The 20,399-nt window shown below is 35.2% G+C and carries 11 protein-coding genes; 5 read left to right on the plus strand and 6 right to left on the minus strand.

Going from position 1 to position 20,399, the window contains the following annotated elements; all coding sequences use genetic code 11:
• Positions 1-126: 126 nt before the first annotated feature.
• The 3 genes from KF816_09885 to KF816_09895 form a co-directional block, all read right to left on the minus strand.
• Complete coding sequence (locus KF816_09885) at positions 127-4,236, minus strand: carbohydrate binding domain-containing protein (protein MBX3008323.1); 4,110 nt, start codon at positions 4,234-4,236, stop codon at positions 127-129.
• Positions 4,237-4,322: 86 nt separating this feature from the next.
• Positions 4,323-5,618 (minus strand): VCBS repeat-containing protein, encoded by a 1,296-nt coding sequence (locus tag KF816_09890; GenBank protein MBX3008324.1) that lies wholly within the window; start codon positions 5,616-5,618, stop codon positions 4,323-4,325.
• A gap of 57 nt (positions 5,619-5,675) precedes the next feature.
• Positions 5,676-6,707: a hypothetical protein gene (locus tag KF816_09895; protein ID MBX3008325.1), complete on the minus strand. Its 1,032-nt coding sequence runs from the start codon at positions 6,705-6,707 to the stop codon at positions 5,676-5,678.
• A gap of 795 nt (positions 6,708-7,502) precedes the next feature.
• Between KF816_09895 and KF816_09900 the strand changes: the two genes are divergently transcribed.
• The gene (locus KF816_09900) at positions 7,503-9,995 is read left to right on the plus strand and encodes a hypothetical protein (GenBank protein MBX3008326.1); all 2,493 of its coding nucleotides are present in this window, start codon (positions 7,503-7,505) and stop codon (positions 9,993-9,995) included.
• Between the two features lie 1,007 nt (positions 9,996-11,002).
• Here the strand turns inward: KF816_09900 and KF816_09905 are convergent.
• Positions 11,003-11,284 carry a hypothetical protein gene (locus tag KF816_09905; protein ID MBX3008327.1) on the minus strand — a complete coding sequence of 94 codons (282 nt, stop codon included), beginning with the start codon at positions 11,282-11,284 and terminating at the stop codon, positions 11,003-11,005.
• Between the two features lie 156 nt (positions 11,285-11,440).
• Positions 11,441-12,127, minus strand: coding sequence for a hypothetical protein (locus tag KF816_09910; protein MBX3008328.1), 687 nt, complete (start codon positions 12,125-12,127; stop codon positions 11,441-11,443).
• Between the two features lie 1,421 nt (positions 12,128-13,548).
• Between KF816_09910 and KF816_09915 the strand changes: the two genes are divergently transcribed.
• The 4 genes from KF816_09915 (at position 13,549) to KF816_09930 (ending at position 17,773) form a co-directional block, all read left to right on the plus strand.
• Complete coding sequence (locus KF816_09915) at positions 13,549-14,136, plus strand: hypothetical protein (GenBank protein ID MBX3008329.1); 588 nt, start codon at positions 13,549-13,551, stop codon at positions 14,134-14,136.
• 9 nt (positions 14,137-14,145) lie between these two features.
• The gene (locus KF816_09920; protein ID MBX3008330.1) at positions 14,146-14,517 is read left to right on the plus strand and encodes a hypothetical protein; all 372 of its coding nucleotides are present in this window, start codon (positions 14,146-14,148) and stop codon (positions 14,515-14,517) included.
• Between the two features lie 74 nt (positions 14,518-14,591).
• Positions 14,592-15,374, plus strand: a complete 783-nt coding sequence (locus KF816_09925) for an ImmA/IrrE family metallo-endopeptidase (protein ID MBX3008331.1) — start codon at positions 14,592-14,594, stop codon at positions 15,372-15,374.
• Positions 15,375-16,612: 1,238 nt separating this feature from the next.
• Positions 16,613-17,773, plus strand: coding sequence for an O-antigen ligase family protein (locus KF816_09930; GenBank protein ID MBX3008332.1), 1,161 nt, complete (start codon positions 16,613-16,615; stop codon positions 17,771-17,773).
• A 1,071-nt stretch (positions 17,774-18,844) separates the two neighbouring features.
• Here KF816_09930 and KF816_09935 read toward each other — a convergent pair.
• Complete coding sequence (locus KF816_09935; GenBank protein ID MBX3008333.1) at positions 18,845-20,023, minus strand: hypothetical protein; 1,179 nt, start codon at positions 20,021-20,023, stop codon at positions 18,845-18,847.
• Positions 20,024-20,399 lie beyond the last annotated feature (376 nt).

A 20,399-nucleotide genomic window follows, 5' to 3' on the forward strand; every position in this document is an offset into this window, starting at 1 on the left:
AATATACACAAATGGTTAATAATTGCGGTGATTGAGTGATTAGAAATCTACATAATTACAAAAAGTTAAATAAAAAAGAGGCAGGTTACTTCCCTGCCCCTTTTGCCCTCTTTTTCTCCCGAAATACTACTTAACCAACAACATTTTCTTAGTATCACGGAATATTTTGCCCTCATCTGAGATTGCATTAATTGAATAGATGTAGACTCCGTTGCTTAACTCATCGGCATTAAAATTAAGTGTATGAGTTCCAGCCTGGTAAAACTGTTCTGTGAGGGACTGCACTTTTTGCCCGAGTACATTAAAGATATTTACTTGAACTTTTGAATCGCTCGGTAATCCAAATTGTATTTGCGTAGAAGGATTAAATGGATTGGGATAATTTTGAGAGAGTGAAAACTCAGTTGGTATATCTTCTGTGATAATATTTTCACCTACTTCTTTAGCTAAACCTATTTTCTCTACTTTATTTAAGTTCATCCACGCTTGTTTTAGAGTGATTATGGCTTTATCATAATTCCCTAGAAGATAATCTCTGTATGCATCATTTAGTAATTTTTGAGCATCATCCAAATCCCTTTTCCATCTGGAACAGTTACTATTAATTGTAGGAGTTAGCCCGCACCCTAAGGCTTCATACTTGGTCATTAGCTCCGAATAGTACAATTCTACAACATACTTATCTGAATTAAAGATATGAATTATTATTGGTAATAATTTTGAATCATAAATCTGTTCATCATCAAGTTTCATCAAATCTTTAACTGCATTTTTACTTGATTCAAACATCTGTTGCCCATTAGCTTTTAGATGAGATTCATCTTCCCATAGTTTTGAATCAAGGCTCTTGAGGAAGAAATCATAACTCTTTTGTATATCCTTCCGCAATTTTCCACTTGTATTATTTATTAATTCAACATAAGCCCTGTTAGCTAAATTCTGTTCCACCGTATTTATAAATTCTTTATCATAAAGGGGTGTTATTATTTCGCCGTAATTTGACATGAATCCATACACATTTTTAACTTTTGCTTTAACCAGATCATGCTCAAGCATGAATATGTGATTATCACCTCCATTATTTTCATAGACGATATACTGTGGTTGAGTGATATCATAATTAATCACATATGCCAGTTCCACTTGGAACTTCGTATAGATTGGGAAGGAGATTAAATTAGAATAGACCTTATCATTTGGGAAGAGGTCTCCATGAGTTCCATCATCATACATTGTAATCATAAACTGGCTGCTTTGACTGGACCAACCTTTCCAACTTAATGGTGCAGAGGAACCCGTTAGATGAACGGTATTGATTTGTGACGGAAGTGGATTACCACCAACATCTTTTCCTCCATTGAGATTAATCTGAATAAGAATTGTGGTAGCTCGATTTGTACTATTTGCTGTTGTTAAGTCATCAAATGGTCTTGTGATTGTTATAGAATTGTTGTTAAACTCATCCTGGGTTACATTATGTGTTCTATTGTTTCCACCCTCCCAGATATCTCCATATTGAAGAGTTGAGTACCAGAATTTATAATCGGGTAAATTAATACCAGATTCTTCAACATAATGAATTGCATTATAAATGTATAGATTTGGTTCATTAGGATTCTGAGTCATTCTCACTCCTGCACCCCATCCAAATTCTGTTCCTCTCAATTCCACATAATCAGTTTGAGGATTAAATCTTCCAGATAAAATTTCATAGCTCATATCGCAGATATAACTTGTAAATATTGGTTTTGTTGGTAGTGAGGTAGAGAACGTATTAATGTCTGAAAATGTCAAATTTTGATCAAGCGCCCTTACTCTCCATGAATATGTTGAATTTGGTTCTAGTGTTACTGGCAACGTAAGTGAAGTTTCTGAAAGTACTTGTACATAAATGGAGGGAGGAGAGAAATTATCTCCTTTCCTGAGGTAGAAAACATAATTTGCCGCACCAGGGAAAGCGCTCCAGCTAAAAGTTGGTGAAAGCTCAATAATATTTGCACCATCTGCCGGAGAAATTAAATTCAATTTGGGCATTTCGTTTAAAATGCTTACTACTTGAAATCCTCCATAGGATGAGGCAAGTATCTCATCATAACCATCGGAATCAATATCAATAACATCACCATCATCAACAACCCCTATATGGTTTAAGTAGCCAATTGTATAGTTACTATTTTCATAATCAATTACATATGAACCTGAAGAATTTCTAAACATTACAACTTCAATATTACCATCTCCATCAATATCCCCAATTTTTGCTTTTGTAATTCCCGATGTTATTCTAAAATTTTTAATCAGATCGAAACCAGAACCATTATAGCTAAAAATATTTGCTGAATAATTATAGCTTGAATATTGACCAGTAGAACAAAATATTTCATTTATTCCGTCACCATTAAGATCTTGAACTGCCAAGCCTGCCATAGGATATTCAAATCCAGGAATCGAGTACTTATTAATAAAGTTAGCACCACTAAATCCAAAAATTCTGAGGTTGACGGGACTTGAAGATTGAGATACTTCACAAATGATTATTTCTAAATCTGGATCAGCATCGCAGTTGCCAATCACAAATTTCTGCTCAGCGTTTAAATTTAGTTCAGCAACTTTTTGAAGGGTGTTGCCAGAATAGCGATAAATTCCAAGTCGACCATTTACAGGCATTATAATTTCATTCACCCCATTCTGATCAATATTTTCAATAATGATTGTACTTTGATCAAAGACATTGTAATCGCCCGACTGCAATCTGACCAATTCAGAATAATTATTGCCATCCCATTTAAATATTTGCAATAAGTTTGGCTGCCATTGCTGACTTAATCCCGATGTGAGCACAATTATTTCATTTAATCCATCACCATCAACATCGCCAATTGCCTTTGGAATTATGTTTGTAAAGTTCATAGGTGAATCAAGTATTTGTTTTGCTCCATCCGGAATGAGGAGATTATTTTGATATTTATAAAAAAGAAGTTGACCAGATTTTCCTCCACCAAGAACTATTCTCTTTATTCCATCCCCTCTAATATCTCCTGCCAATGATCCTCTGAAGTTAAGGTTCATATCCCCCGGTATCATCGCATCAAAAGCAAAATATTTATAGTCAGGAATATTTACTTGAATAGTTTTAACAGTAAATTGAAATATTTCACTCCAGCTACTCCAAGCGCCATTTACAAATGCGCTTACGCGCCAATAATATGTATTTGCTTCCGTGAAGCTCAGATTACCAATAAAAGTAGTATTCTCCTCCTTTTGATAAAATATGGATGAGAAATTTTGATTTTCAGATACTTCAACTCGATAATTTGTTGCCCCATTAATCCATGTCCATTGCAAAAATGCATTTTGAGCCGGTACTTCGTCATAATTATTTTTTGGCTCTAATAATTTTGGAATTTGAGAGGGACCGGTAAAGAAATTCCAGATATCAGACCACTGACTATTATCTGCTTTCACGCGCCAATAATAAACAGAATACTCGTTTAATTGCTGAGGTAAAATTAATGTAGTCTGATTGGTTGAATAACTATATAAGGGATTATTGAAATTAAGACTATTATTAATTTCGAGGGTGTAATTAGATGCACCATCATAATTAGACCAACTAAATGTTGTTAGCGGGTTAACTTGCCCTTGATTAATTACAGGTGATAGTAGTACAACTTTTGAATTAGGAATATTTTTAATCACAGATACATCATCAAAGAAGACAATTGCCACATCATCATTATTTCGATAAATATGACTCAAACTTATTTTAATATGAGTCGTATTAGAAGAAGTGGTGAAATTTTTCTTACACTCTACCCAATTTCCAGCCACAGCATTAGCAGCAATCCCAGCCCCTTTAATAAAATTACCATTTTGATCATATTCTGTGATTCCTAATTCAGCTGTTTCACCAATAGAAGGTTGACTGCTGAAAAATACCCAGCATTCGGCATCATAAGTTGTCCCAGGATCAACACTTATTAGATTTTGCGACTCCCAGGATAATTGACTCCAGGGTAAAGATAACTCTGATATTGAAACTGAATACTGGCCCGACCGTGCTACTTGATTAGACCAGTTAAAAACAGCCCCATAGCCTGAATTTATCACCCACCCGGCAGGTGTTCCGTTTCCTTCTTCAAAAGAGGGATTTAAGATTAAATTTGTCTGTTGAGCTTTTATAAATATCGCAAAGAATAGCTGAATATAAAATAGAGTAGTAAAACATTTCTTCATAACATACTCCTATGGGAAATTTCATATATATCATTGCATAGAAGTGAGTTTGCAGAAAATTAATTGGGGGGAGGAAGTTAAACTTATTAATTGAATAATAATTTTGAACTGGTGAGGCCCTTCTCTCCCCACTTCCTCTTAAAACCATCTGGCTGAAGGATATCAACTACTTCGAAGTTTTTGTTGAGAGTTAAAATTAGGCTGGAATACAGTTTAGTATAGGTAATTGAAGAAAATCCATATTGTACCTTAAACGTTGAATCGTTTGTAACTTCCACTAAAGTATGGATTCTGGGTTTATGTTTAATTGAATCGGAAATCCAGGTTCGTGCAAATTTTTTGTAGTGTGTTTCAGTGAACAATGGAAGGTCTTTAAATACAGGGGTGTTGGCTGACTGTAATTTCCCTATAATCTTGGTCGGATCAATGAAAGAAGCTACGGGAAAACTTTTCTCCTCATCTACATCATTTAATCCCAGGAGTATAATCCCCTCTTTGCTTTCAAGTTTTAGATGATTCATCCCCCAGAAATGACCATGATGCCAGTACTCACCTATTTTATTTAAATTTTGATCAAACTTTGTAAGTACGTAAGGGGAGTTATAACTCTGTCCCCCCACATATATTTCCTTTACCCCATCCTTATCAAAATCTGCTACCACGAGAGAGAATGCTACAAAGTAGTTACCTAATTTTTTGCCGAAATATTCTACTTCACCTCCAATTGTTGCGGATTTAATTTCCTCTCCTTTATTATTGTAGATTTTTACCTCATTATAATTTTTAGGCTCTTTTGTGTTAGTCTGAACAATTGATATTAATTCATTGATGTTGTCATTATCCAAATCTGATAGTATATGAGTGTTTATATTATATAATGCTTCATATTTACTAACGCCCCATGGTGTATAATAGGGAACTGAGTAAAGTTCTTTTGAAGAACTATTATAGACTGTCAATGTTTTTAAGCTGTCGTTAATAACAGAAACAGAAGGGTTAGAATTTTGGAATACTGTGTTAAAATTAAGTCCAATTAAGAAAACCGCAATCGCGGCGGCAAGTGAAAGCGCCGCTTTGACCGGCTCTGTTCTAATTAGGTAATAGGTTCTTGAGATAATTGTTTTTGGAATTGGAGTTAGCTTTGAATCATTATTAAAGGCAACTGGACTGATTACAAGAGATTTTGAATCTATTAATTTTTGATCCCTTTCATTTAAGTATTGACCCTCCTCAATTGCAGAATAGAATTGTGTGATTTGATTGTAGAGTTCTTTGCAGCTAAAACATTCAGCAATATGACTCTCAATCTCCTCCCTCCGTTTGAGAATCTCCTTATCCCTAAGAATCAAGAGTTCAATAATATTTTCATCGAAGTGTTGCATTATACAAGGATTTCCTTTCACCTATTAGCAAGTGCAGAATTGTTATTATTATTTGCACTAATCAAATTCATTTTTAAGATTATTAACAACTATTTTCTTTGAAAGTTTTACCATATACTCAAATTTAATACGGTGATTATTTCTATACTCATCGTATGAATAATCGGGATTTATTTTTTTTAGATAATCATAATGAGAGAGTTCGAGCCCATCATTTAAAATGTAGGTATCATTTAACATTTCAATTATCGCTTCGAGAAAACTATCAAATAATTCTTTTTCAATCTTATTGTTGGTGAGGTATTTATTCGCCAGCTCATTTTTAATTTCTATAATACTTTTTTCAACAATGGATTTAATGTCTGTATTGATTAAAAAATCATCATGATTATAGTGAGTTGTTACCGGGAGTTCAAGTTTTAAGAACAAGTCTTTTAGTATTAGTGATATATCTATCAAGGAATAGAACTTACGATATCTATCGGATTCAGCTAATATTTGCAGTAACTCAAGTAAAAGTATTTTAATATTTTCCTTTTTATGAACCCTATTAATTAATATCGATTCAAGTTCTTCGTAGGGATATTCTGGCAGATGTTCATCAAGTTCAATTTTACCCAAGCTTAAAAAAGTATCCCCAAATCTTTCATGAAAAATAATCTGTTCACTCGATTTTGCGATCAATTTAATATTCCGTAAAATTTTGCTTGTTACCGGATCATACTCTCTGTATATGCGGAAAATACCATCTTTGAGTTTTGAGAACACTAATATTCTGAAATGAATCATTATCTGTTCATCGGGAATAGTTGCAACAGATCTTTCCCCATCAAAATAGTTTATAAGCTCGATAAAGTTATTATTCTCATCCCGCTCAAATATTTCGGCGATGCAGTCGAGCGCAATCGAACTTATGGTATGGGGTTGAATGGCGAAAGATATTTTCCGAGAGCTGATTAATTGGGATAATCTTGAGATTGCAAATTGGTGGGCAATTTTCACTAAATGATTAATCTCGAAATTATTAATATTTCCGCTAAGTGCTGATCGAAGAAGCGGAATTAAATATTTCTCAACTCTTGAGTTCAAGAACTTATATTTTTTGAGTTGAAAATAAGAGAGAATAATTTAATTCTCAATAATATTGTATTAAGAAAGGAAGGCAATGGCCGAAGGAATTAATTTAAATTCGATCAGTGGGAGTGAAAATTTTAATCAAGTTGCATTGTGTCATTTCGAAGGAGTGCAGTTCCCTTTCATTCAAGACGACTGAGAAATCTTTCTAAGTGTTCATACTTTTCTTGGCGCAAGAAAAGTATGCAAAAGAACAGGCGCCGAAATAAAATGGCTAAGAATTTCAATGATTCGATGGCAGAAATTGAATACTAATATCTTATAGCACTTTGGCAATTTCCGCTTTTCATCGAATCATCTTATTCTTTAACGCCATTTTATTAATGCGCAAAATCAAAATCATCGTGTTAATTCGAAGGAGTTCAAACTACTTTTACTTAATACGAGTGAGAAATCATTAACCCATTTCAGCATCAAGATTTCTCGTCCGCTAATAATAACCAAGCGAAGTGGGGACTCGAAATGACAGTATGATTCGGTCAATAAATGGTTTCTGCCACAAAACGGCTAATAAACCAGCAAAAGATAGGATTGATCCGATCAAGAAATGGTTCTTGACCCCAATATATTTTTATTCCTAAAAATTATAACCTATTAATCACAGGTAACAGTAATTACGCCTCCCAATTATTTATCTCAAAATATTTCACATGTATTAAAAAGCAAAATAATCGCAGGGTGAATTGACATCTACATTCATGAATTTTTATTATATTTTAGATATGAACTATTTGAATACTAAAAACATGTATGAATAAATTTCTTTTTCTCCTCCTATTATCGAGTTGGATATGCATTTCTGCTCAAGAAATTAATTTCTATGGCTTAGAATTTAATTCCAACGACTACCCTCTTAATCAGCGTTCATCACTAACACTTACCCCAGATGATAAACTATTATTAAAAGATAATTTCACACTTGAATTTGAGTTATGTTTTCGTGAAACGATACACTATGGACCTATAGTAAGCATAAGATCAAATGAATTTGAATCCCAATTATTATTTATTCCAAATGTGAAAAGTGATACATCAAAAATCAGCTTAATAATTAAAAAGTCCCCAAATCGTATTGACATTCCAGTAAGTAATAATGATTTAGCCTCACTTAAGTATATCAAAGTTCTATTAAACTATGATTTGCTTAAGGGTGAGTTAAAGATTAATTGGGATAATAAAACCTACAAAACAAAATTTGGGCAGGTAAATTCTTCTATAGAAGCTGAAATATACTTTGGGAGAATCCGCCATTTTGGTTCTGATACTCCTAAGATTAATCTGCGCGAAATAAAACTTTCCGCAAAAAATAAACTAAAGCATCATTGGGCTCTAAATGAGGTTGAGGGAGAAATTGCTCATGATAAAATTGGAGAGCAAGATGCATTTGTTGAGAATCCTAATTGGATTCTAAAATCAAGTTATCATTGGAAAAAGATAGCTGAGTTAGGTACATTCCCGGCACAAAAAAATATTAGTCATAGTGAAGTTAATTTCCTCCTTAACAATAAATCGAATCAAATAAATCTGGTTTATAAAGATTACTTGTACAGTTACAACACTCTTAATGGCCAAATAAACAAAGAGATATTTGCTAAACCGCGCCCGCATCTTTATTCAAGTGAAATTTATAACCCATATACTGATGAACTATTATCACACTACAAAGGCCGAGGGATTGTCTCAAGCTATAATCCGTTGACAAAACAATGGAGCGGTGTTGATACGACAGGTGAAAGAGTACTTCACCATTATGGTCATAATCTATTCATCAATCCTCTCAATGGGGATTTAATGATGATGAATGGTTACGGCTGGCATTTAACAAAAAATGCTTTGCAGAAGTATGATAAGATTGCAAAAAAGTGGGTAGAGATTAAACTCTCTGGTGATTTTATTCCGCCGCGCCATGCAGCTTCCTTAGCACTGATTGGAGATAGTGGTAAATTTATTTTGTTTGGCGGTGAGGGTAATGAATCCGGGAAGCAGGAAGAGGGTTATAGATTTTTGAGAGATTTATTCATCATCGATTTGAATAATTATTCAGTAAAAAAAATTGGAGAGATAAATTCACTTAGCCCGAATTTAATGCCCTTAACAAGTGCCCATTACGATCAAAGTAATAAAGAGCTTTACATCGTTGTGTCTGACATAATAGAGATATCAAAACCTAAAAGGTTGTATAGAATATCACTTGAAGATTTATCCTATGAAATTGTAAGTGATCCGGTTCAAGGAGGAGATATTAATTGGTTCAATGGTATAGTCTTCTCTGAGAGGAATCAAAAGTTTTACATGATCTCTAATGGAAGAAAAACAGATAAAGAAAATTATTTTGATTTATTTGAGTTAAACTTTCCACCGTTAGCCTATTCTGACTATCAGAAATTATCCTATAAAGAAAAGAGTAGATTTAGTCTCTATCTCATTATTACTCTTCTATCGACCGGTGCAGGAATTATATTTATAAGAATTTGGAGGCAAAAGAAAAGTCCGAATGCTAAAATTAAACCGGTTGATCCCCCAAATAAAATAATAAATAATTCAATATTTCTTTTTGGCGATTTTCAATTATTTAATCGTAACGGAAAAGAGATTACCAAAGAGTTTTCACCAAAACTCAAACAAATATTCCTACTTCTTCTTATGAGATCATATAACGGAACATCCAATGGAATAAGTATAGAAGTTTTATCAACCTATTTGTGGCCAGAATTGGATTCAGAGCAAACGAAGAATAATCGAAATGTTAGTCTTAGTAAGCTGCGCTCTATTATTTCACAACTCGATACGATCGAAATAATTAATGAGAAGAATACACTAAAATTAACCTTAAGTGATAATGTTTATTGCGACTTTCTTGAATTCCTAAAGGCAATGAATAGTTTAGATTTTATTCCCTTCTTAAGTTTTATCAAAGAGATTCTTTCGCGCGGAGAGTTACTCCAAGATTTAAGTTATGAATGGTTAGATGGCATAAAGGTACATTTTATACAGGAGAATATATCCAAGTTGAAATCGGCTGCCCTAAAAAATAATTTGGACAATATTTCAAAACTTGATCTGGCAGATTCAATTTTATTATTAGACTCAGTTAATGAGGATGGGCTATCTTTAAAAGTTAAGACACTCAATGAGAATGGAGACCACCAACTAGCAAAACTTACCTTCGAGCATTTCAAAAAAGAATATAAAAGACTTTATGCAGAGGATTACAAGAAGTCATTTTCAGAATATTGTAATTAATTTTCATTTTAATCTCTGAATTAATCCTTCCGTTAATACTCCCCCATTATTTTTACCTCAATAATTAGTTCGTTCAAATGATTTTCCTTTGGAATCGGAAAATAAAATGCCCTTATTGTCAAAAAGAGATCAGACTGAGAGCTGTTAGATGTAAATGGTGCAAAAAGGAGTTAAAGCATTTAGCAAATTGTAGAAAGTTAAAATTGAAAAATATTTTAGGGGGTAAATGATGTCTTAGCGGCAGAGGGCGTCGCGGATATCTAAGGGGGAGCTGGAAATGTTCAGCTCCCTTTCTTTATTGTTAAGTAACAAAAAAATAGAACTAACAAAGGATGGTTGACAAGTTTAGAAGATGGGATAATGCAGAGATGATAGTCATTGCGAGCTGTGATAACAATGGGGTAATTTGTAATATTTAATAGCCTAGAGGTCATTAATTGTCATTGCGAAATATGATAGCGGTGTGGTAATTGATAAATTTGAATAGCATTGAAGTTATTAATAGATTCCGCCATAGCTAAAGGCGGACAGGCCCCGCCAATAAGCTGGGCGGGTAAACCGCATAAAAGCGTTACGGGATGACAACCAGACTGTCATTTCGAAGGAGTACACTCCTCTTTCATTCAGAACGAGTGAGAAATCATTAACCCATTTCAGCATCAAGATTTCTCGTCCGCTAATAATACCCAAGTGCAGTGCGGACTCGAAATGACAGTATGATTCGGTCAAGAAGTGGTTCCCACCAAACCCGCCAAACAACAGGGCGGGTAAAGAGCAGGTGGACAGGTCCGCCATAGAGCGGGCGGGTAAACCCGCCATAAATCTGTCGAGCAGGCCCGCCTATCAACAGGGCGGGTAAACCCGCCACACCCGCCAAACATCGAGGCGGATAAAAAACAAGCGGGCAGGCTTGACCGCTGCATGAATGGTCATGTCGAGTTGGAGTGCTATGAGTTATTTTTATCGAGACATGTCAGGAAAACAGTGTCGAGTAATGAGTGGTGAACTTAGAACTTAGAAGCAAGAAGTGAGAAGTAAGGTATTAGATTCTGGATTCTTCGTTGAATTTCTGGAGAATAATTAATGGTCATCTCGAGTCCGTTGGCTAACGGATCGAGAGATGATTCAGTCAAGAAATGGTTTCCGCCACACCCGCCAATCAACAGGCCGGGTAAACCTCGCCAAACAACGAGGCGGGTAAACCTCGCCAAACAACGAGGCGTGTAAACCTCGCCAAACAACGAGGCGGGTAAACCTCGCCAAACAACGAGGCGGGTAAACCTCGCCAAACAACGAGGCGGGTAAACCTCGCCAAACAACAGGGTGGGTAAAGAAACGGCGGACAGGCTTGACTGCCAAGGAAAGGCATCGTGTTATTTTGATGTTGTAGAGACGTTGCGTCCCGACAAGTCGGGACAAGCTGCAACGTCTCTACTGAATGATAATTATAACATCGGAATAAAGGTATTTGAGTATTGAATTATTCGATTGGAATCATCAAAAGTGATTAGTGTGCTGAAAAAGAGTTTTACTTGATATCCGTTGAGCAATTCATTATCAGCCGTAAATACCTGATGATTAAATGTTAGTTCTTCATCCAAACTCACCTGTAACGGGGCGGAATTTAGCTGGATTATCCTAACCGGAATTTGAGAAGAATCAACCGGAGATGTCATAATAATAAATGTTACAGCCCTTATATTCTTTTCTACCAATGGGTCAATGGAAGAATTTGAGGTCAAGGGCTCTATCTTTAATGACAACTGATTTTCATCAAGAATCATTGAATCGAATTTAATTCCGAATCCCCCATCAGGAACAAGCTGAATATTTCCTATTACAGTCCCATTTTTGAACGCGTTATAGTTGACACTAATTAAACGAGGATGAATCTGCACATTTTTTCCCAGCTTGGAACGCCAAACAGACTTTAAGTATGAGTTCGCATTAATGAGAGAAGCTAATTTACATGAGAATTTAAAAGCATTGGTACGTACTTTAAATTCTTCTGTATCCGGTTTTGTGTATTTTGGTCTGCGTGCTACATAATTGTTATCACCTAGTTTTTTAAATACCGCATCACCGAATTTACCTTTGAGTTCGCCAAAGTAGCGTTTTTCTAATCTAGCCATTTTATAAATCTCCTATTATTTTATTGTTAATGATTTGTTTAGATGAACTAATAAACAGTAGGTGAACGAAAATAATTAGGAGTTTCAAATAAACCGGATTGTATAAATAATAAATTAGGAACGAAGGAATATCGAAGAAGCCATGACTTTAAAAGGACTTTTAAACGAATTCTTCCCGAAGTTTTATCGAATTCCAGCCGAGATATTTGTTCACGGCAGGGTTTAGAATAGACGATATGTAATTGTATTAAGATCATTTTTCTAAAATTTTAAACGCTTCATGAGTTATAAAAATGGAATTTGGGAGGGAGTAAAAAATTAGAATGTAGAATGGATTAATAGCCATGTGTCATTTCGAAGGAGTTCATTCGGCGCTCAATCAAAACGACTGAGAAATCTTTTCTAGTGTTAATACTTTTCTTGGCCCCGTAAGAAGTACGGGGTAAATTCCAGAAAAGTATTCAAAAGAACAGGCGCTCCCGTAAAAGGCACGGGACAGGTTCCATAAAATGGCTAATAATTTCGATGATTCGATGGCAGAAATTGAATGTTAATGCCTTATAGCATTTTGCAATTTCCGCTTTTCATCGAATCATCTTATTCTTTTAACACCATTTTATTAAGGCGCAGAATCATTGTGTCATTTCGAAGGAGTCCAATCCCCTTTCACTCTAGACGACTGAGAAATCTTTTCATTTTTTAGATTCCGCCATAAGGCCGGCGGATAAATCCGCCATAGAGCAAAGCGGACAGGTCCGAATAAAAGCATTTCGGAATGACGACCAGTTTGTCATTTCGAAGGAGTTCAATTTAGTTTCAAAGTGGCGACTGAGAAATCATTAACACCCTTGCAGCATCAGGATTTCTCGTCCGCTAATACTACCCAAGCGGAGTGCGGACTCGAAATGACAGTATGATTCGGTCAAGTAGTGGTTCCCGCCACACCCGCCAAACAACAGGGCGGGTAAACCAAATAGAAGCATTACAGTATGACAGAGTAAGTTAGATTTTCTTCCACCACAAAGATGGCGGACAGGCACCCCGCCAAGGCGTGGGTTCGAAATGACAACCACACTGTCATTTCGAAGGAGTTCAATTTAGTTTCAAAGAGGCGACTGAGAAATCTTTTCAATGTGTTACGCCAAAGATATGTTTCGGTCAAGTAGTGGTTCCCGCCACACCCGCCAAACAACAGGGTGGATAAAAAACAAGCGGATAAACCCGCCAAAAGGCAGGCGGACAAGCTTGACCGCCGAATGAATGGGGTTGTGAATCTATGTATAAAATTTATTAGGTTTATAGTTGATTGGTAATGGGGATTAAATTCGGGGGTGGTAAAAATATTTTTAAACCGGATTACATTTTTTTCATTTCACGACGTTTAAATAGTAACAATATCCATCAATTAAATGGGAGGGAAATTGGAGAAAAGCGAAAGTGATTTAATTTGTGAGTATATCAACCGTTTCTGTCGTGAGGATAAGTATGGTGCACTATTCTTCTGCAAAAGATGGGATGGAACAAATAATCAATATTTCTGCGAGAAACAGCCGGAAGATTTTTTGATGGAAGTACTTGAGGGAATATTCAAAGGGAAAACATGTTTCTTAAAATCCTACAATACTTTTAAAGGATCAGTTTATTTTCATCTTAGATTTAGGATGCTCTCCTACTTTAAATGCAGAAATATTAAAAAAGTGGATGAATCATCGCCGGAGAATCATTTTACATTAATTGAAGCGGAAAATTTTTACGACTCTGATCAATTCTATTCCGGATGCGAAGAGATTTTTGAGGGGGTTGAAAAGGGGGAATTAATCAATACTATTTTTTCTATGCTCGATCCGGAGAAGGATATTGAGGAAATCTTATATCTCGAAGAATATTTAAAGGGGGGTAAAAGGGAGGCAATTGCCGACGCGCTTGGTATTACACCAGTTGAATGTTCTGAGATTCAGAGGAGGTTAATAAAAAAGATATCAAAAAATAAAATGTCAATTTTAAACTAGGGAGCAAAAATGGCCGGAGGGAAGCTATCTACGGGGGAAATCATAAAGATTTACCTCTCCCCTTCTATTTTCAGTGAAGAGGAAGCAAAAAATTTATTGCGTGAAATGGGGAGTAACATCGATCATTTAGAAAATAAATTTGAAAAGTTTCAAAGAAAATTAAATGGAATGCTTGAAATTAAAAAAGGGGAAGAAAGGAAAATAAAATTCCAGAAAATATCGGAACAGTTAAATTCATATTCCGGTACCGGAAATGAAATTACTGATTACAGTGTCGCTGCAAGAAAAAATAAAGATACAAATGCTGAATCCGCAAGTGATGAGAAGGATAAAATATTGTTAGATCGATTGACTAAAGAATTTGGAAAGGAGAAGAAATAAAAATTCGAGCAGCAGAGTAAACTTAGGATTGTTCTGATAAAATATTTATTATTATTTGATTAAGTGAAAAAAAGATGAGCATAACAGCAAAAGCAAATGCACGGCTAATGATCCGTAAATATGGATTTGAATCCCCCGCTGAAATAAATCTAGAGGAATTGATTTATGCTGAGAATCTGTTTTTAAAGGGGGAAGAGTTTGAAGGATGCGAAGGGAAAATTATTTTTAATGATACAATCGGAATTATTACAATCAACAGCAGTATTAAGGAGGCGGGGCAGAGAAATTTTGTGATGGCTCATGAACTGGGGCATTTTTTATGTGATTCTAGAAGCAAGGAATTCAATGAGGGGACAATAACTATTAAATGCAAATTTGAAGACTTAAACGGAATTAACAAAGCCAAACGAGAGGAGAACGCTAACAGCTTCGCGGGGGAACTGTTAATGCCTGAGGAATGGTTTAAAAATTTTGTTAACAAAAAAGGAATTTCCAAAACTCTAATTTCAGAGACGGCAGATTACTTTAAAGTATCTTTATCCGCGGCGGCGTTAAACTACAGCAGGATAGGTCATAGAGAATGCGCGGTTGTGCTAAGCAAAGATGGAATTATTCAATGGAGCAGCATTCATAATGAATTTAAGTATCAATTTATAAGAGCAAAAGAGGGGGTTAGTAAATTGAGTTATACTTATGATTTTTTTGCCGGAATGCCGCTCCCCTCTTCCGAAGAGGAGATCCCCGCCGAAGCCTGGTTTAATGAATGCTATAATATTAATAAACAGGATAGAATATTTGAGCTGAATATTCCTATGCAGAGATATAATGCAGTTCTCTCTTTGATTTGGATGAGGTGAGGGGGGGTAGGAATTTAGAATGGAGATTGAAGAATTTAGAATTTAGAATTTAGAATGTAGAATCCGCCTAGAAACCGGCGGACAGGTATATAATTTAGAAAGTAGAAGATAGAATTTAGAAAATGGGATGATGCAAAGATGATTATTATTGCGAACAGTGATAGCGATTCTATAATTTATAAAATTTAATAGCATTGAGGGCATCAAGAAATTCCGCCAGAAAGCTGGCAGTAAATCGTAAAAATGAGATTAACTGTTAAAGCAACACGGAATGACAATCAGCCTGTCATTTCGAAGGAGTTCGATTCCCTTTCATTCAGAACGACTGAGAAATCATTTCAATTGGTCCTACTTTTTGCTTGATCAAACCTTATTCTTGTACTTTTCTTATCGTAAGAAAAGTACCAAAAGAAACTTACGCCGAAATAAAATGGCTAAGAATTTCAATGATTCGATGGCAGAAATTGAATACTAATTTCTTATAGCATTTTTACAATTTCCGCTTTTCATCGAATCATCTTATTCTTTTAACGCCATTTTATTAATGCGCAGAATTAAAAACTTGTAACGGTCAAGAAATGGTTTCCTCAATAAAGCAAGCGGACAGGTCCGCAAAAAAAACGGCGGATTAACTGGATCGCCAGTGGAAACAGCTGGGCGGGTAAAGAGCTGGTGGATAAATCGTAAAAACGAGATCCCGTGTAGAAGCATCACGGGATGACAAAATGAGGAGCATAGCAGAATAACAATTGCGAAATATGATAGTCATGCCGAGTTGGAGTGCTATTTGTTACTGCAATCGAGGCATGTCATTTGGACTCATCTCTCGATCCGTTAGCCAACGGACTCGAGATGACAAATGGATTCCATCCCTCGATCCGTCAGCCGACGGACTCGGGATGATGAATTGATACCGCTACAAAACAAGCGGACAGGTCCGTCATAAAACCGGCAGATAAATCTGCTATTGAGCAAGCGGGTAAACCCGCCATACAAAGGGCGGGTAAACTTGATCACAGCAAAATAATCTAAAGATCATCTCGAGGAGGGCCTAAGCCCTATCGAGAGATAGGCACGAAGAAGAATTACGAGTAGGGTATGTTCAATATCCTCAAAGGAGTAAATCAGTTAAGTTCACTTTTGAAGAATATTAGGAATTGTTGTTCTATTTTAGATAGTTTTAGATAATTAATACTAGCTATTATGAGACAGGATTAAAATTGTTTTCGAAATTTCTATTGAGTAGTATATCAGAATTGAGATATAATTTCAGCACGGTAGCACTTTTTATAGCATTCATTCTAACTGTAAATATTGCCGCGATATCGAACTATACGTCAAATTCATATTTATTAAAAATAATAGCCGGGGGGATTCTGTTAATTACGCTCATCCCATTTTCTAAGAGATTGAAAGAATTATTAAGGATAGGCAAGAGGGAAATAGCCGTTCTGTTATTTATTTTATTTTCAATAATCATATCGATCTTATATTCTCTCAATCCTTATTTTGGATTTAAAAAAGCACTTAACATATTAATTACATTACCTCTCCTTCTTGCCGCATTTATTGTTTTACTTGAACAATCTCATTCTGTACTTCTTAAAACTTTCTTATTTGTTACCATTATATTTTCATTTATATCAATATTAGGATTCCTAATAAATAATCCATTTCAATATGAATCGCCCTACTCTTTTTCTGTATTCAGATGGAGCCATGTTATATTCGGAAGATTCGCTGCTATTTGTTTTGTAATATTCTTGGTGCTTTACATAAGATCAGGAAAAGACTATTTACTCATATTGGGGATTCTGCTTTTAATTATTTTAGTTTTATCCGGATTCAGAGCCGGAATAATTGGGGCAGTGATATTCCCCATTGCATTGTTCTTTTATAAGAAACAGTATAAAAATCTCATAGGATTTTCAGTTACTGTAATTTTTGCATTCATTTTGTACGGCTTCGCCAATGGTTTCAATTTTGAAAGATTTCTGCCATTGTTTAATATTTTTAAAACTGAAATTGGCGATGGGGCAATAATTTCGAGAATTGAAGCTTATAGGGCAGGTTTTGAATTATTTCAAGAGCACTATTTATTTGGCGCAGGTCTCGGAGGGTATAACTTTAATTCAGTCGGAGCTATTCAGGAAGCAATCAAATATCCTCACAATATTTTTATCGAAGTTATGAGTGAATTTGGATTAGCAGGGCTCACGATATTTTTATTGTATGTAGTTTACTGTTTTAGAATTCTCAAAAAAGCCGACACTCTTTTGCTCATTATTTGGGTTTTCTCTTTTTGGCTTGCACTTTTTTCTAAAGATCTCTCCACTAATCCCCTATTGTTTTTGCCAGCCTCATTCTATTTTCGAAAGCACTATAAATTGACTCAATGAAATAAATCGAGCTTATAAACATTTGCAATACTAGTGCAATTCTAAATCTTGGTTATTCCAATTGTAATTGCGAACTGTGAAAGCAGTTTAGTAATTTATAATATTTTATAGCATTGAGGTCATTAATAGATTCAGGATATTAGCATAAGGAATGACAGAGTTAGTTAGATTTCTTCCACCACAAAAATGGCGGACAGGCACCCCGCCAAGGCGTGGGTTCGAAATGACAACCAGACTGTCATTTCGAAGGAGTGCAGCCCTCTTACATTCAGAACGACTGAGAAATCATTTCAATTGGTCCTACTTTTTGCTTGATCAAACCTTATTCTTGTACTTTTCTTATCGTAAGAAAAGTACCAAAAGAAACTTACGCCGAAATAAAATGGCTAAGAATATCAATGATTCGATGGCAGAAATTGAATACTAATACCTTATAGCACTTTGGCAATTTCCGCTTTTCATCGAATCATCTTATTCTTTTAACGCCATTTTATTAAGGCGCAAAATTAAAAGCATTGTTTTAGATCCCGTATTAAATCATTACGGGATGACAGGGTGAGAAGCATTATGGAGTATCGAATGCAAAAGGTGATGGTCATGTCGAGTTGGAATGCAATTAGTTAATGTTATCGAGACATGTTAAATGAATCCCATCCCTCGATCCGTTAGCCAACGGACTCGGGATGACCACCACATTGTCATTTCGAAGGAGTGCAGCCCTCTTACATTCAGAACGACTGAGAAATCATTAACACCCTTGCAGCAGCAGGATTTCTCGTCCGCTAATAATACCCAAGTGCAGTGCGGACTCGAAATGACAGTATGATTCGGTCAAGAATTGGTTTCCACCAAAAAGCAGGTGGACAGGTCCGCCATAGAGCGGGCGGATAAACTTGACCGCTGGATGAATGGTCCCCGCTAAAAAAGCGGATAAATCTACCATAAAACTGGCGGGTAACCAGCCAATAAAAACAGTGGGCATGCACATATTACAGCGACATGTAATTACATGATTAGATACTGTATAAGAGCATCACGGGATGACAAGAGTAAATTAAGTTTGATTAATCGTTAGTATGACTTTTGAATAAACATATAATATAGATAATAAGTGGTGCCGATAAACATTTGCACTATTAATGCCATTCTCAATATTGTTTTGTTGTTGACGCTACTTAACAGCAAAAGATAACCGCTTACGATAAGAGGGAGTAAATGTCGTTCTGCCAAGAGCTGATTAAATAAAAATCCCGCCAATAGGAGAAAAAATATTACTCTGAAAGGTGAATCAGTAACTACAGTTTTTTTAGAGATAGATAGAATATTAAAAATACCTAAACTAATGAAAGCTGTTTTTACGATAATCCCAATCGGCCAGTTCATGTTTGATATTATGTTTATAAAATGAAAACTGATACCGGTTATCCTCCCCTCTCCTCCACGGTCGGCAAAATTAGGATAATTAAAAAGTGCCATGATAAGAGCAAAAATAACAACTATAATTATTGTGAATTTATTTTGAGATAAAATATTAATGATATTTATGGGAGTCAAAAATATCCCTATCGGGATTAAAATGATTGTGATTCTAGTCAGATCAAATGAGACTCTATGAAATGAATAATTTGGGTGGGTTAAACCGCCCCATAATATAAAAAGTGGTAGCAATAAAATTAATATTGGTATAATCAAATAAATAAATGGCTTGGCAGATCTATTGCTAAATGATCTTAGCCTATTCTCTTCAGAGATTATGAAACTTTCTTGGACAAGAATTACCGCGAGGGCAATAATAACCGAAAGATAAAACTGCTGAGATAATATAGCGAGAGATAAAGCAGTACTCGCAAAAAGGTATTTCAAATCACTTTTTAGATCGTGAATTAAAATGAGGGCAACTATAAAAAAAAATATCCCATAGATAGCCATATAGTAGCTGAATGCCGGCTTCATGAAATATGGATAAAATAATATGATGAGTGATTTTAAAAGGGGGTATCTACTTTTTACCGATTTATTGAAAAAGTAATAGATTAGAAGCAGACTGCCTAGGGCAAACAGTGCATTAATAATTCTTGCGAGAAAGATAGTTGGTTCTGTGAATAGTATCGTGGCAATATTTGAACCTATTAAATATGGGAGGGGTGTATTAGCGGCTAAATAATTATCCGACGATATAACATTATAAAAACCATCATTATGAACTAATTGTAATAGAGGGATGTGATTATAATATTCATCTATCTTCATTCCGGACTGTAAAAGAGATACCAAACAAAAAAGTGAAGTTATAAGAATGAGAATTAGATAATCGTTTAATTTTCTCATCGCGTCAGTTTTTTGTTATGAAGATGAGTGCACATTTATTTTATTCCAGAGATTGATGTAATAATAAAATGTACGGATTCGTTAGATAATTATATATGATTATTTAAGAATAGACGCGTTGATATGCTTGTTTAGAGAGAAAATAAAAATGCCAGGTTACCGGAGAAGACGACGGAGCCCTCCCAATTTAGAATCCTCTAAGTAACGCAGTGCAGATAAATCATACGAACGAGATCCCGTATAGAAGCATTACGGGATGATAGTATAATTCACTCGAGAAATAGTTCTTGGCAGCCAT

This window comes from Melioribacteraceae bacterium (assembly GCA_019638015.1).
Classification (GTDB): Bacteria; Bacteroidota; Ignavibacteria; order Ignavibacteriales; family Melioribacteraceae; genus JAHBUP01.

What these genes read in the sequence shown, in the direction of transcription:
- KF816_09885 (MBX3008323.1), bottom strand. Translation starts at nt 4,236, where the DNA reads ATGAAGAAATGTTTTACTACTCTATTTTATATTCAGCTATTCTTTGCG.
- KF816_09890 (MBX3008324.1), bottom strand. Translation starts at nt 5,618, where the DNA reads ATGCAACACTTCGATGAAAATATTATTGAACTCTTGATTCTTAGGGAT.
- KF816_09900 (MBX3008326.1), top strand. Translation starts at nt 7,503, where the DNA reads ATGAATAAATTTCTTTTTCTCCTCCTATTATCGAGTTGGATATGCATT.
- KF816_09910 (MBX3008328.1), bottom strand. Translation starts at nt 12,127, where the DNA reads ATGGCTAGATTAGAAAAACGCTACTTTGGCGAACTCAAAGGTAAATTC.
- KF816_09920 (MBX3008330.1), top strand. Translation starts at nt 14,146, where the DNA reads ATGGCCGGAGGGAAGCTATCTACGGGGGAAATCATAAAGATTTACCTC.
- KF816_09925 (MBX3008331.1), top strand. Translation starts at nt 14,592, where the DNA reads ATGAGCATAACAGCAAAAGCAAATGCACGGCTAATGATCCGTAAATAT.
- KF816_09935 (MBX3008333.1), bottom strand. Translation starts at nt 20,023, where the DNA reads ATGAAGATAGATGAATATTATAATCACATCCCTCTATTACAATTAGTT.